Raw genomic sequence first — 13,568 nt, forward strand, 5'->3', positions numbered from 1 at the left:
CGGGGTGGGGGGTGTCCGTCCTCGGTCCGGCGGCTCGGCTGCTTGAGCAGTGCTCGGTAACGGACGCCGGCCGCTGCGGGCGGACACCCCCCACCCCGTCCCCTGCGCGCCGTACGCGGCTTGCGGGTCGTGGCGTCTGCCGTCCGAACACCGGACGCGGCCCTGTGTCGTGCTCCGCGCTGGATAGGGTGTGGACACGGTTTCTACGACATCTGGAGCGGCCCCATGAGCGCTGTGACCCCCGCTGGAGGCGACACCGCGGCGGGCCGTTCCTGGCCCGAGGTGCTGAACGCCCTGCTGTACGGCCGGGACCAGAGCGCCGACGCGACGGCCTGGGCGATGGACCGGATCATGCAGGGCGAGGCCACCGACGCGCAGATCGCCGGCTTCGTGGTCGCCCTCAGGGCCAAGGGCGAGACGGTCGAGGAGATCAACGGGCTCGTGCGGGCGATGTACGCGCACGCCAACGTGATCGAGGTCCCCGGGCGGACGGTGGACATCGTCGGCACCGGCGGCGACGGCGCCAAGACCGTCAACATCTCCACCATGTCGGCGATCGTCGTCGCCGGCACCGGCGCCACGGTCGTCAAGCACGGCAACCGGGCCGCCTCCTCCGCGTCCGGCGCCTCGGACGTCCTGGAGAAGCTCGGCGTCAACCTGGAGCTGACCCCGCGGCGGGTGGCCGAGGTGGCCGAGGAGGCCGGGATCACCTTCTGCTTCGCGATCAAGTTCCATCCGGCGCTGCGCCACGCGGGCGCCGCCCGCGGTCAGTTGGGCATCCGCACGGTGTTCAACATCCTCGGTCCGCTGACCAACCCCGCCCGGGTGCGGGCCCAGGCGGTCGGGGTGGCGGACCCGCGCATGGCGCCGGTCGTCGCGGGCGTCTTCGCGGAGCGCGGCCACTCCTCGCTCGTCTTCCGCGGTGACGACGGCCTCGACGAGCTGACCACCACGTCGACCTCCCGGGTCTGGGTCGTCCGCGACGGCAAGGTCACCGAGGAGAGCTTCGACCCCCGGGACGTCGGCATCGACCTGGTCCCGGTGGAGGCCCTGCGGGGCGGCGACCCGGCGTACAACGCGGAGGTCGCCCGCCACCTGCTGGACGGCGAGAAGGGCCCGGTCCGCGACGCCGTACTCCTGAACTCGGCGGCCGCGCTGGTGGCCCTGGACCCGGGGTCGGGGACGCTGGCCGAGCAGCTGAGGGCCGGGATGGACAAGGCCGCGGAGGCGATCGACTCGGGCGCGGCGAAGCGGACGCTGGAGCGCTGGGTGGCCGCCAGCAACGCCTGACGGCCGCCAAGGTGTCGTCCCGCGATCCGGACACGGGTTGCGGGACGACGATCACCTCACGTACGTTCCTGTACCAGGTCATGAGTGACAGTCATGAGGCCCCGGCCGACTGTCCGGCAACCCTCCGTCCGTGGCGGGGTGCCCCGGGTGAAGACCAGGCCGTAGGCAGCGAGGTCTACGGCAAGCGCGGGCCCCTCTCGACACCAGGGGTCCTGGTCGTTCGAGGGAGTCTTCCGTGAGCAAGCGAATGCGATAGGGCCGCCGAGCCCCGCCTCCGCGCACCCATCTCACCTTTACTTTCACGGGAGTTCCCCATGTCCGTCTCCACCGCTGCCGCCGTCCCGACCATTTGTGCCCCGCTGCCCGTTCTGGGTCGGGATGTCACCGTCCCGCTCGTCACCGGCGGCGAGGTCACCTACGCGGCGCTCGACTACGCGGCCAGCGCACCGGCCCTCCAGCGGGTCTGGGACGACGTGGCCGCGTACGCGCCCTACTACGGCAGCGTGCACCGCGGGGCCGGGTACCTCTCCCAGCTGTCGACCGACCTGTTCGAGAACGCCCGCAGGACCGTCGCCGAGTTCCTCGACTGCCGCGAGGACGACGACCTGATCTTCACCCGGTCGACCACCGACTCGCTCAACCTCCTCGCCGCCGCCCTCCCCGCCGACTGCCAGGTGTTCGTCTTCGAGACCGAGCACCACGCGAGCCTGCTGCCCTGGAGGGACGCCCGGGTCAGCTACCTCGACGCGCCGCGCACCCCCCGGCAGGCCGTCGAGACCCTGGAGAAGGCCCTCGCCGCCCGTGACCCACACGGTCCCGCCCTGGTGTGCGTCACCGGCGCCTCCAACGTCACCGGCGAGCTGTGGCCGGTGCGCGAGCTGGCCGCCGCCGCCCACGCGCACGGTGCCCGGATCGTCCTGGACGCCGCCCAGCTCGCCCCGCACCACCCGGTGAGCGTCCGCGACCTGGACGTCGACTGGGTCGCCTTCTCCGGCCACAAGCTCTACGCGCCCTTCGGCTCCGGCGTCCTGGCCGGCCGCGCGGATTGGCTGCGCGCGGCCGACCCCTACCTCGCGGGCGGCGGCGCCAGCCGCAAGGTCACCCGGCGCGAGGACGGGGGAGTGGACGTGGAGTGGCACGACAGCGCCGCCCGGCACGAGGCGGGCTCCCCGAACGTCATCGGCGCCTACTCGATCGCGTCGGCCTGCAAGGCGCTGACGGAGGCCGGTTTCGACACCCTGGTGGCCCGCGAGCGGTATCTGATCGAGAAGGTCAGGGCCGGCCTCGCCGACGTCCCCGAGGTCCGCGTCCTGTCCCTCTTCGGCGACGACGCCCCCCGCGTGGGCGTGATCTCCTTCGTCGTCGAGGGCTGGAACAGCTCCCACTTCGCCGCCGCCCTCTCCGCCGAGTACGGCATCGGCGTCCGCGACGGCCTCTTCTGCGCCCACCCCCTCGTCCGCACCCTCCTCGGCAGCGACCCGCAGTCCCAGGGCGAGTGCGGCGCCCCCGAGGCCGCGCCCGGCGAGAAGTCCCTCAACGCGATCCGGGTGAGCTTCGGCGCCGGCACCCCGGACGAGCACGTCGAGCGGTTCGTGAAGGCGGTGAGGGAACTGGTCGCGGACGGCGCGAAGTGGACGTACCGCACCGAGGACGGCCGCTGCGTCCCGGCCGTCTGAGGGAGCGACGGTCGGCGCGCGTATACGCTCCCCCTCAGCAGCCGTACGGAGAGCAGGGGGAGCACGGGGTGCAGGAGCTGCGCGAGACCGACCCGCGGACCATCGGGCCCTACGAGGTCCTGGGCAGACTCGGCTCCGGCGGCATGGGCGAGGTGTACCTCGCCGAGGCGCGCGGCGGGCTGCGGCTGGCCGTGAAGGTCGTACGGGCCGAGCACGCCGAGGACCGCACCTTCCGGGCGCGGTTCCGGCACGAGGTGCGGGCCGCGCAGACCGTCGGCGGGACCGGCACGTACACCGCGCGGGTCGTGGACGCGGACACCGAGGCCGCGCGGCCGTGGATGGCGACCGAGTTCGTGGCGGGGCCGAACCTGCGGGACGCGGTGCTCGACCGGGGACCGCTGCCCGCGGACGCGGTACGGCTGCTGGCGGCCGCGCTCGCCGAGGCGCTCGCCGCGATCCACGCCAAGGGGCTGGTGCACCGGGACCTCAAGCCCTCCAACATCCTGCTCGCGCCGGACGGCCCCCGGGTCATCGACTTCGGGATCGTCCGGGCCCTGGAGGGCACCGCCCTGACCCGGACCGGCGTGGTCGTCGGATCGGTCGGCTACCTCTCGCCCGAGCAGATCCGCAACGGCGCCCAAGTGGTTCCGGCCAGTGACGTCTTCTCCCTGGGCGCGGTCCTCGCCTACGCCTCCGGCGGGAAGGAGCCCTTCGGCGAGGGGCAGGATTCGGTCGTTCTGCTGCGGATCCTGACCGGGGACGTCGACCTGTCCGCCGTACCGCGGGAACACCTGCCGCTGGTGGAGTCGTGTCTGCGGGACGACCCCGGCGCGCGGCCGACGCCCGCGGAGCTGGTCGCGGCCGCGGGACACACCGCGGGGTCGCTGCGCGAGGGGCTGCGGCCGGGCTGGTACGCCCCCGGCGCCCAGAAGGAGACCGGGACCGTCCGGGACGGTGCGCGCTGGGTGCCCGGGCAGGACTCGGGGGAGCGGGGCAGCCGGGTCGAGTACGTGGCGCCGGTGACCGTCACGCACGTCCCCGCGGTCGCCGATGTGACACCCGCCCCCGCCGCGCCGTCCCGGCGCCGGCTGCTGCGGGCCGTGGCGGGAGGCGTCGGGGTCGTGGCCGCCGGGGGCGCGGGCGGATGGCTGTGGCTGCGGGACTCGGCGGACGGAAGGGCGACGACCGGGGCGGGGTCCCCGACGGGCACTCCCGCGACGGGCTGGCAGTGCAAGGTCCAGGGGCTCGGCGGGCGGCGCGGCCCCTGCGCGGCCCTCTCGCCCGACGGCACGCGGGTGTACGTCGGCGGCGCGGACGGCGCGCTGCACGCGCTGGACCTGGACGGGCGGACCGTGTGGCGGACCGCGCTCGGCGCCGAGGCGATGTCCCCGCTCGCCACCGCCGACGGCGTGTACTGCCTGCTGGAGGACGGCCAGGAGGGCGCTTCCGAGCTGTGTGCGCTCGGCCGCCGCGGCACGGTCCGCTGGACCAGGTCGTTCGCCGCGAACAGCCAGTTCCCGGTCGCCGCGGGCGGGCTGGTCCTGGTGTCCTACGGCGACGGCTCGGACGCGGGCGGGGTGCGGGCCTACGCCCCCGACGGCAGCGTGCGCTGGTCCGCCCCGACCGGACCGGCGCCCACCGGCGAACCCGTGGTGGCGGACGGCGTGGTGTACGTCGGCACCTTCGGGGACCAGGTCCAGGCCCTGGACGCGCGGAGCGGCAAGCGGCTCTGGGCGGCGAAGGCCGGCTCCGACACCGGCAGGCCCGCCCTCGTCGGCGACACGCTGATGGTCGGATCGGGCGGCGAGCGGATGCTGCACGGCATCTCCCGCTCCGGCAGGACGCTGTGGGACTCGGCCAACGACAAGGTGTACGGCGGCCGCTACTTCACCTGCGTGCCCTTCGCCGGCCTGGGCGTCACCGTGTCCGACTACGAACTGGTCGCCCTGGACCCCGCCGACGGATCGACGGCGTGGTCCTTCCCCTTCCCCGACGAGGGGAACCAGTACAGCGACCCCACGGTCTTCGGCGACACCCTCTACGTGCGCCACGGCTCGACGCTCCACGGCGTCGACCGCCGGGGGAAGCGGATCTGGCACCGGCGCGTCGAGGGCGGCGCCTCTCTCGGGACCCAGAGCCCGGTCGTCCGCGACGGCCGCGTGTACGCCGCCACCGCCGACGGCATCACGGTGCTCGCGCTCGGCTCCTAGCCGTCGGGGACGGTCAGCTGTCGAGGCCGATCGCGAACGCGGCCTCCAGGTCGTGCTGCGAGTAGGTGCGGAAGGCCACGTGGGTGTCCGTCGCCTCGACGCCGGGGATCTTGCTGATGCTGCCGGGGATGACCTCGGCGAGGTCCTCGTGCTGCTTGACCCGGACCATGGCGATCAGGTCGTAGGTGCCCGTGACGGAGAAGACCTCGCTCACGGACTCCAGCGCGGCGATCCGCTCCGCGATCTCGGGGATCCGGTCCACGCTGGTCTTGATGAGGACGATCGCGGTGATCACGGCTGGTTCTCTCCCTCGGGGGCCGGAGCTGGGGCGGGCCTCACTCTAGTCGTACGTCCGAAACGCACCCAGGCGAAGACCAGGCCCAGGCCGAAGCCCACCAGGTGGGCCAGATAGGCCACCCCGGGGCCGTCGGAGGCGCGGCCCGCCGCCAGCCATTGCAGCGCCGCCCAGAAGGGCAGGACGACCCAGGCGGGGAAGCGCAGCGGCAGGAAGAAGAGGAACGGCAGGAGACTGGTCACCCGGGCCCGGGGGAACAGGAAGAGCAACGCGCCGAGGACCGCCGAGATCGCCCCGGAGGCACCGACCAGGGACTGCTCGGAGTCGGCGTTGGCGGCCGCGTAGCCCAGCAGGGCGAGGTAGCCGCAGCCGACGTAGAAGAGGAGGAACTGCACCCGGCCCATCCGTTCCTCGGTCATCGCCCCGAAGACGTAGAGGAAGAGCATGTTGCCCAGCAGGTGCGCCCAGCTCCCGTGCACGAACAGCGCGGTGGCCGGGGTGAGGGCGGCACCCGGCGAGTCCTCGAAGAGTTCGGCAGGGATCACGCCCCAGCGGTGGAACCAGGCCCGCTGGGCGGCCAGGGCCGCGTCCCCGGAGCCGTAGGCCGGGTCGAGGCCGGAGGCGGGGCCGATCACGAAGACCAGACAGCACAGGGCGATCAGACCGTGGGTGACCGGAGCCTGTCCCCACAGCGCCCTGCCGGTTCCACCGAGTGTCACCCTCCAGTTGCGGATCATGAGCACAGAGCATGGCGTAACGGGACGCAACGGAACAGAGTGCCTCGCCGTCGGGTGGGTCCTGTGGACGCCCGAGCGGCGAGTACCCGCCAGGCCGTAGGGTTACGAGCCACACGCACCGGGACGCCGGTGCGTCACCGACAATGGCTAGCAGGAAAGAGCACAGTCACGATGACGGTTCCCCTCCCGACCGCCTCGACGCGGTGGCGCTGCACCCTCTGCGGCAACCTCACGCGCTTCGACGTGACCCGCTCGTCGAAGGTCGTCGAGTACGTCCACCTCGACCTGGCGGGAGAGCCGAAGGTCGAGGAGCGCGAGGTGGTCAGTGAGACCATCGAGTCGGTGCGGTGCCGCTGGTGCAACGCCGTGGACCAGGTGGAACTCGTGGACAGGCCGGGCGCCGGCTCCTGACAGGGCCGGCCCCGCACAGTGATGGGGTGTGACGGATGGTGGAGACACAAGGCGGGGAGCCGGGCGACGGCGCCGCCGAGGTCCTCGACCGTCCGCTGCCCGACGGCGTGCGGCGCAGGGTCGTGCACATCGTCTCGGAGGGGTTCGGCGGGCTGACCGTCGGCGAACTGCCCGCACAGCTGAGGCAGTACGCGCGCTTCGCGCCGAACCGGCGGGCCAAGTTCGCGGGCAACGCGATGGCGGCCGCGCTGGAGACCGATCCGCTGTTCCGCCAGCGCATCGGGGAGAAGTTCAGAGAGGTCCAGCCGGAGCTGGCCGGCGCCCTCGACTCCGGTTCCCCGCCCCCGGCCGCGGACCCGCTCGACGTGGCGGCCGCGGCCTATGTTCTGCGCCCCGCCGGCTGGGTCAAGCTGGTCACCGCGGCCGGCGAGGAGGCCCAGCGGGCGGACGCCGAGCGGGCCGACGAGGAGAGCCGCGCCGAACTGGAGCGGCTGCGCGCGGAGCTCACGGCCGCCCGCGACCAGACGCGCGCCGAGACCGAGCGGCTGCGCACCGAGCTGGAATCGGCCAGGAAGGAAGCCGAGTCGCTGCACCGGAAGCTGCGCGCGGCACTCAGTGACGTCAAGCGCGGCGAGGCGGCCCTGCGCAAGCTGCAGGGCGAGATGGACTCCGTGCGCGCCGAGGGGCAGGCCCAGGTGTCCGCCGCGGAGAGCGAGTCCCGGCGCCTGAAGGCACGCCTCGGGGAGGCGGAGGCCGCGCTGGAGGCCACGCGCAGAGCGGCACGGGAGGGGCGCAGTGTCGAGGACATGCGCGTGCGTCTGCTTCTGGACACCGTTCTGGACGCGGCCCAGGGTCTGCGCCGGGAACTGGCCCTGCCCCCGGTCTCCGTGCGGCCCGCCGAGACCGTGGACGCGGTCGAACCGGGACGGATGACCCCGAAGGACATCGCCGCGCGGGCCCTGTCCGAGAACGACCCGGCGATCCTGGACCAGCTTCTCGCCCTGCCCCAGGCGCACTTGGTGGTCGACGGCTACAACGTCACCAAGACCGGCTATCCCCAGATGCCGCTGGAGAAGCAGCGCCTGCGGCTCCTCGGGCAGCTCTCGCAGCTCGCCGCGCAGACCGGGGCGGAGGTGACCTGCGTCTTCGACGGGGCCGAGCTGGCCGCGCCGGTGCTGCTCGCGCCGCCGCGCGGCGTGCGGGTGCTGTTCTCCAAGGCCGGTGTCACCGCGGACGAGTTGATCCGCCAGCTCGTGCGCGCCGAGCCGCCCGGGCGGCCGGTGATCGTCGCCTCGACCGACCGCGAGGTCGCCGACGGCATCGCCAAGGCGGGGGCACGGCCGGTGGCTTCTGCGGTGCTTCTGAAGCGGCTGTCCTAAACATCGAACTAAGAGGTTTGGTGTCCGAATTAGCCGTATCGTCACGCAACGTAGTGTCAAGTGGCTATCACTGCACGTGAGTTATGTGCAAAGAATGCACGGCGTGACGAGATTTTATTCCTGAGGATTTGAACTGATCACAGGAAGGTCACTAGGGTCTGGGCTCGAACCTCCAAGCGGGTGATCACTCAAAAGAAGGAGTTCACCTCCGTGGCGTCCCATCGTCGACCCAAGCAGCCGAGCCGTACGCGCGTGACCGTGCTCACGACCGCAGCGGCTGCCGCCGTGGCCCTCAGTGCCAATGCCGCCAATGCCGCGCCGAGCGAGAAGCCGAGCAAGGACGAGGTCAAGGCGAAGGTCGACGCCCTGTACGAGCAGGCCGAGCAGGCCACCGAGAAGCTCAACGGCGCCAAGGAGAAGCAGGAGAAGCTCCAGAAGGAGATCTCCACCATCCAGGACGACGTGGCCCGCGGCCAGGACGACCTGAACGAACTGCGGGACTCCATAGGCATGGCGGCCGCCGCGCAGTACCGCTCCGGCACCATCGACTCCTCGCTCCAGCTCTTCCTGTCGTCGAACCCGGACGACTACCTGGACAAGGCGTCCACCGCGGACCAGCTCAGCTCCCAGCAGGTCGAGGCGCTGAAGAAGATCCAGGAGAAGCAGCGCGAGCTGGCCCAGGACCGCGCCGAGGCCTCCGAGAAGCTCAAGGACCTCGCGAGCACGCGCACCGAACTGGCCAAGCAGAAGAAGGCCGTTCAGGGCAAGCTCGCCGAGGCGCAGAAGCTCCTCAACACGCTGACCGCCGCCGAGAAGGCATCCCTCGCCGCCGCCGACGCCCGCGCCAGCCGCTCCGCCAGCGAGCGCGTGGACCTCGGCAACACCGGCCCCGCCTCCGGCCGTGCCCTCGCCGCCTTCCAGGCCGCCCAGAGCAAGATCGGTTCGCCGTACGTCTACGGCGCCACCGGCCCCTCCTCCTTCGACTGCTCGGGCCTGACCTCCTGGGCCTTCGCACAGGCCGGCGTCACCATCCCGCGCACCTCGCAGGCCCAGGCCAACGCCGGTACCCGCATCTACTCGCAGAGCGACCTCAAGGTCGGCGACCTGGTCATCTTCTACGGCGACCAGCACCACGTCGGCTTCTACGCCGGCAACGGCCAGGTCCTCCACGCCCCCCGCACCGGCACGGTCGTGCGCTACGAGTCGATCAACAACATGCCGTTCCAGTTCGGCGTCCGGATCTGAGCCGCCCGCGCCTTCAAGATCGCGACGACTCGCCGCCCGTTCGGGCGAATCGCGACAACCGCAACTGACCGCACGCCCCGCCCATGACCTGCGTCCCAGGCGGGGCGTCACGTTGTGTGCGCGCGGAGGTCGTTGGATACGCCCCTGCCGCGGGGCTACTGTCGGCCGCGCTTCCCCTCGCCGGGAAGCGTCCGTGTCCGCCAGTGGAAGGAGCGCGGCTTCCCGTGGGGTTCCATCGCCGCCTTGCCCAGACGTCCGGGTTCAACCGGGGCGCCGGTGCCGCTCTGAGCGTGCTGTCCGCGGCGGCCGCCGCGCTCGGTGCCGTACCGGCCGTCGCCGCTCCCTCCGACGGCACCCGGGCCGAGGTGGACCGCCTCTACGAGCAGGCCGAGCAGGCCACCGAGGCCTACAACAAGGCCGACGAGCGCGCCGACTCGCTGCGCGAGGAGGTCGGCTCCGCACAGGACGCGATCGCCCGGCAGCAGGAGCGCATCAACTCCATGCGGGACAAGCTCGGTTCACTGGCCGGCGCCCAGTACCGCTCCGGCGGCCTCGACCCGTCCCTCGCGCTGCTGTTCGCCGACGACCCGGACGAGTACCTCGACAAGGCGGCCGCCCTGGACCGCATCAACGCCCACCAGGCGGGCGAGCTCAAGGACCTCCAGGAGGCCATGCGCGAACTCGCCCAGGAGCGCAGCGAGGCGGCCCGGAAGCTCGGCGAACTGGAGGAGAGCCGCAAGGCCGTCGCCTCCCACAAGCGGACCGTCGAGAGAAAGCTCGCCAGAGCGCGCGAACTGCTCAACTCCCTGCCTTCCGACGAGCGCGCCGCCTACGACCGGGCCTCCCGCTCCGGTCGCTCCGCGATGCCGGACCTCTCGGGGGCCGCGGCGCCCTCGGGCCGGGCGGCCGCCGCCGTCGCCGCCGCCCAGTCCGCGGTCGGCAAGCCGTACGTGTGGGGCGCCAACGGGCCCAACGGCTTCGACTGTTCGGGCCTGATGCAGTGGTCGTACGCCCAGGCCGGCGTCTCCCTCCCGCGCACCTCACAGGCCCAGCGCTACGCCGGCCGCCAGGTGCCGCTGTCCCAGGCGCGGCCCGGCGACCTGGTCACCTACCGGGGCGACGCCAGCCATGTCGGCATGTACGTCGGCAACGGCCAGGTCGTGCACGCCCCTTATCCCGGCGCCCCGGTGCGCTACGACCCGGTGGGCATGATGCCGGGGGCGACGGTCACGCGCCCCTGACCGACGGCGGCGATACCCGTACGATCGGGAAACATGGCAGGTCGAAGGCGGGCGTCGGGACGCGGTGCGGTGGTGCTGTGCCTGCTGCTCACCTCGCTGGTGGCGTGCGGCGGCGGCCCGACGGCCTCCGACACCGCCGAGGCCGACGTGCAGCACGTCCTGGACCGGCGGGCGGCGGCCGTCCTCGACCGCGACAAGGCGGCCGTCGCCGAGACGGGCGCCGCGAGCTGGTTCGAGGACGTCAGTGCGGTGCCGCTCGCCTCCTGGTCCTACAAGGTCACCGGCGTCCACCGGACCGGCGCCACGGCCACCGCCGACGCCGAACTCCGCTACCAGGTGCAGGGTTACGACCGGGCCCCCGTCACCGTCGCCCGCACCCTCGACCTCTCCCTCGACGCGGCCGACCAGTGGTACGTGCGGGACGAGAAGCCGGCGAAGAAGGCCCCGCAGCAACTGTGGGACCAGGGCGAGGTGACCGTCGTCCGCGGGAAGCACAGCATCGTCCTCGGCGTCGGCCAGTCCGGTGAGCGGCTGCACTCCTTCGCGGACCTGGCCGACCACGCCGTGCCCGCCGTGTCGGACACCTGGGGCACCGGGTGGTCCCGGCACGTCGTCGTGCTCGTGCCCGACTCCCTGGACGGCATGGCGGGGCTGCTCGGCTCGCCGGCCTCCTCGTACCGCGGGATCGCGGCCGTCACCACCGGCGAGACCGGCGCCCCGGCGCGGGCGCCCGCGGACCGGATCATCGTCAACCCCGACGCCTACGGCCTGCTCGGCAACCTGGGCAGGCAGGTCGTGCTCACCCACGAGACGACCCATGTCGCCACGCGTGCCGACACCACGGCCGCGACACCGCTGTGGCTGTCGGAGGGGTACGCCGACTGGGTCGGCTACCGGGACACCGGGCGCACCCCGTCCGAGGCCGCGCCGGAGCTGGGGGAGGCCGTGGCCGCGGGCCGGGTGCCGGCGGCCCTGCCGTCCGACGCGGACTTCGGCTTCGGCGGCAGCGCGTCCGGGCTCGCGATGTCCTACGAGGGGGGCTGGCTGGCCTGCCGGATGATCGCGGACCGGTGGGGCGAGGCGAAGCTGGGCGCGTTCTACCGGGCCGTGGGCACGCACAAGGAGCGGCCGGGAGCGGTGGAGGAGGCCATGGCGAAGGTGCTCGACACCGACCTGAAGGACTTCACCGCCGCGTGGCGGGAGTACCTGCGGGATCAGTTCGGCTGACCCAACCGCTCCACGGCCTCCGTCAGCCAGGCCCGCTCCGCCCGGCCCGTCGCCCGCGCCACCCGCAGCATGCCCTGCCGGAACAGGTCGCCCGCCTCCTCCGCGCGCACCGGCTCGGCGCCGTCGTAGAAGAAGCTCGTCGGGGTCTCCAGGAACTCCAGCCGCCGCCGCAGCACGGCCGCCTGCTCGTGGCGGTCCGGCAGGTGGCGCAGGAACGCGAGGACGGTGTTGAAGCGGACCTGGTCGGTGATCTCGGCCTGCTTCGGGTTCCGCAGCCGCTCCAGGAGCTCCTCGCGGCCCCGTTCCGTGAGTGACAGCGTGCGGCGCGGTGCGGCGCTGGCGCCCGGCTCCGCGCGCTCGTCGAGCAGCCCCGCCCTGACGAGCCGGGTGATCGCCGGATAGAGCGCCCCGTCGCTGACCGGGCGGACGTGGCCGGTGAGCGCCCGGATGCGTTCCTTGAGCTCGTAGCCGTGCAGCGGCTCTTCGGCGAGGAAGCCGAGGATCGACAGCTCCAGCACTGCATTCCTCCTTGCGGGGGTCGTGGCGCCATGCTACCTCTTATCGAGCTACCTCTAATCGAGGTAGCTCGTGTCGAGGGAGATTCGTCAGTGAACAGTCACCGCAGGCAGCTCGTCTCGCTCGCCCACCCCGTCTACCTCGGCCTGCTGGCCTCCGTCGCCGCCGGGATCATCAACACCGTGTGGGTCTCCCGGCTCGGGGGTCCCGCCGTCGCCGCCGTGGCCGTGGCGACCAACACCGAGAACGTGCTGCTCGGGGTCGCCCTCGTCTTCGCCTCCGGTACGACCGTGCTGGTCGCGCACGCCCGGGGCGCGCGGGATCCCGGCGGGGTGCGGGCTGCCGTCCGCGGGGGAGTGGCGCTGTGGGCGCTGGTCACGCCGGTGGTCGCGGTGGGCGGCTTCCTGCTGCGCGAGCCGCTGGCCCGACTCGTGCTCGACGGCGGCCCGGCCGTGGCCCTCGCCACCGCCTACTTCGCGATCTCCCTGCCCGGCATCGCCGTCTTCTTCGCCCAGCAGCTCGTCGACGGCATCCTCAAGGGCGCCGGCGACACCGCACCCCGATGCGGCTCGCCCTCCTCGCCAACGGCCTGATCCTCGTCTGCGACCCGTTCCTGATCCAGGCGTACGGCGTCCGGGGCGCCGCCGTCTCGACCGTGCTGTGCCGGGGCGTGGCTCTCGGGGCCGGGCTGCTCGCCGTACGCCGGAACGCGCTGCTGCGGTCGTGTGCGGGGGTTCCGACGGGGGTCCCGGTGCGCGCGGCGTTGACCACCGGGCTGCCCATGGCGGCCGACTTCACCGTCCGCCAGGGCGGCGCCCTCGTCCTCGTCGCGATCGTGGCGCGGCTCGGGGTGACGGCGGTGGCCGCGTACTCCATCGGCTACAAGGTCATGTACGTGGCGACGATGGCCTTCTACGCGGTACGGCAGGCCGCCTCGATCCACACCGCGCATCTGCGGGGCGCCGGGCAGGACGCGCGGCGGGCGGTGGGGCGGGAGGCGGTGCTGGTGTCCGGGGCGGTGGGGTTCGCGGCGGCCGTGCTGCTCCTCATGACCGCCCCCTGGCTCATGGCGGCCTTCGGCGCGGGGCCCGAGGTCGCCCACGACGGCGTGCTGTTCCTGCGCTGCGTCGGCCCCTACCTGCTGCTGACGGCCTGCTTCATCGCACTCGGAGGCGTCTTCGAGGGCAGCGGGGGAGCGCCGGCGCTGCTGCGGGTGACCCTGCTCGGCACGACGGTCCAACTCCCGCTCGCCTACGCCTGCACACCCCTCGGCCTCCCCGGCGTGTGCCTGGCCCTGGCGCTGTCGATGGCACTCCAGTGCGGGACCGTGCTGGTCCTGTT

At 72.9% G+C, this 13,568-nt stretch carries 11 protein-coding genes, 1 pseudogene and 1 riboswitch; of the genes and pseudogenes, 9 read left to right on the forward strand and 3 right to left on the reverse strand.

What is annotated here, in order from left to right; translation table 11 throughout:
• Positions 1-225 precede the first annotated feature (225 nt).
• The 3 genes from trpD to AOJ26_RS24570 all read left to right on the forward strand — a co-directional run bounded on the left by trpD (position 226) and on the right by AOJ26_RS24570 (position 5,176).
• Positions 226-1,290, forward strand: a complete 1,065-nt coding sequence (trpD, locus tag AOJ26_RS24560) for an anthranilate phosphoribosyltransferase (protein ID WP_053850527.1) — start codon at positions 226-228, stop codon at positions 1,288-1,290.
• A 76-nt stretch (positions 1,291-1,366) separates the two neighbouring features.
• Positions 1,367-1,483, forward strand: a riboswitch (SAM riboswitch).
• A gap of 121 nt (positions 1,484-1,604) precedes the next feature.
• Positions 1,605-2,966 carry an aminotransferase class V-fold PLP-dependent enzyme gene (locus AOJ26_RS24565; RefSeq protein ID WP_053850528.1) on the forward strand — a complete coding sequence of 454 codons (1,362 nt, stop codon included), beginning with the start codon at positions 1,605-1,607 and terminating at the stop codon, positions 2,964-2,966.
• 68 nt (positions 2,967-3,034) lie between these two features.
• On the forward strand, positions 3,035-5,176 hold the full coding sequence (locus AOJ26_RS24570) for a protein kinase domain-containing protein (RefSeq protein WP_053850529.1): 2,142 nt from the start codon (positions 3,035-3,037) through the stop codon (positions 5,174-5,176).
• Between the two features lie 13 nt (positions 5,177-5,189).
• On the opposite strand, the gene AOJ26_RS24575 is transcribed toward AOJ26_RS24570, so the two are convergent.
• Positions 5,190-5,471 (reverse strand): Lrp/AsnC family transcriptional regulator, encoded by a 282-nt coding sequence (locus tag AOJ26_RS24575; RefSeq protein WP_020137395.1) that lies wholly within the window; start codon positions 5,469-5,471, stop codon positions 5,190-5,192.
• Positions 5,468-6,208, reverse strand: a complete 741-nt coding sequence (locus AOJ26_RS24580; protein WP_053850530.1) for a rhomboid family intramembrane serine protease — start codon at positions 6,206-6,208, stop codon at positions 5,468-5,470. The genes AOJ26_RS24575 and AOJ26_RS24580 overlap by 4 nt, the downstream gene beginning before the upstream one ends.
• A 171-nt stretch (positions 6,209-6,379) precedes the next feature.
• On the opposite strand from AOJ26_RS24580, the gene AOJ26_RS24585 reads away from it, so the two are divergent.
• From AOJ26_RS24585 to AOJ26_RS24605, 5 genes are all read left to right on the forward strand, one after another.
• On the forward strand, positions 6,380-6,619 hold the full coding sequence (locus AOJ26_RS24585) for a hypothetical protein (RefSeq protein ID WP_037719539.1): 240 nt from the start codon (positions 6,380-6,382) through the stop codon (positions 6,617-6,619).
• A gap of 35 nt (positions 6,620-6,654) precedes the next feature.
• On the forward strand, positions 6,655-7,998 hold the full coding sequence (locus AOJ26_RS24590) for an NYN domain-containing protein (RefSeq protein ID WP_053850531.1): 1,344 nt from the start codon (positions 6,655-6,657) through the stop codon (positions 7,996-7,998).
• Positions 7,999-8,208: 210 nt separating this feature from the next.
• Positions 8,209-9,243: a C40 family peptidase gene (locus tag AOJ26_RS24595; protein ID WP_053850535.1), complete on the forward strand. Its 1,035-nt coding sequence runs from the start codon at positions 8,209-8,211 to the stop codon at positions 9,241-9,243.
• Between the two features lie 224 nt (positions 9,244-9,467).
• Positions 9,468-10,484 carry an NlpC/P60 family protein gene (locus tag AOJ26_RS24600; protein ID WP_053850532.1) on the forward strand — a complete coding sequence of 339 codons (1,017 nt, stop codon included), beginning with the start codon at positions 9,468-9,470 and terminating at the stop codon, positions 10,482-10,484.
• A gap of 33 nt (positions 10,485-10,517) precedes the next feature.
• Positions 10,518-11,711 (forward strand): hypothetical protein, encoded by a 1,194-nt coding sequence (locus AOJ26_RS24605; RefSeq protein WP_053850533.1) that lies wholly within the window; start codon positions 10,518-10,520, stop codon positions 11,709-11,711.
• Here the strand turns inward: AOJ26_RS24605 and AOJ26_RS24610 are convergent.
• Complete coding sequence (locus AOJ26_RS24610) at positions 11,699-12,229, reverse strand: PadR family transcriptional regulator (protein WP_053850534.1); 531 nt, start codon at positions 12,227-12,229, stop codon at positions 11,699-11,701. The genes AOJ26_RS24605 and AOJ26_RS24610 overlap by 13 nt on opposite strands.
• A gap of 90 nt (positions 12,230-12,319) precedes the next feature.
• Between AOJ26_RS24610 and AOJ26_RS24615 the strand changes: the two are divergent.
• A pseudogene (locus AOJ26_RS24615) lies at positions 12,320-13,568 on the forward strand (MATE family efflux transporter); the annotation flags it as partial.

It is taken from the genome of Streptomyces sp. NRRL B-24085 (assembly GCF_001282115.1).
GTDB lineage: Bacteria > Actinomycetota > Actinomycetes > Streptomycetales > Streptomycetaceae > Streptomyces.

What these genes read in the sequence shown, in the direction of transcription:
- trpD (WP_053850527.1), top strand. Translation starts at nt 226, where the DNA reads ATGAGCGCTGTGACCCCCGCTGGAGGCGACACCGCGGCGGGCCGTTCC.
- AOJ26_RS24565 (WP_053850528.1), top strand. Translation starts at nt 1,605, where the DNA reads ATGTCCGTCTCCACCGCTGCCGCCGTCCCGACCATTTGTGCCCCGCTG.
- AOJ26_RS24580 (WP_053850530.1), bottom strand. Translation starts at nt 6,208, where the DNA reads ATGATCCGCAACTGGAGGGTGACACTCGGTGGAACCGGCAGGGCGCTG.
- AOJ26_RS24585 (WP_037719539.1), top strand. Translation starts at nt 6,380, where the DNA reads ATGACGGTTCCCCTCCCGACCGCCTCGACGCGGTGGCGCTGCACCCTC.
- AOJ26_RS24590 (WP_053850531.1), top strand. Translation starts at nt 6,655, where the DNA reads ATGGTGGAGACACAAGGCGGGGAGCCGGGCGACGGCGCCGCCGAGGTC.
- AOJ26_RS24605 (WP_053850533.1), top strand. Translation starts at nt 10,518, where the DNA reads ATGGCAGGTCGAAGGCGGGCGTCGGGACGCGGTGCGGTGGTGCTGTGC.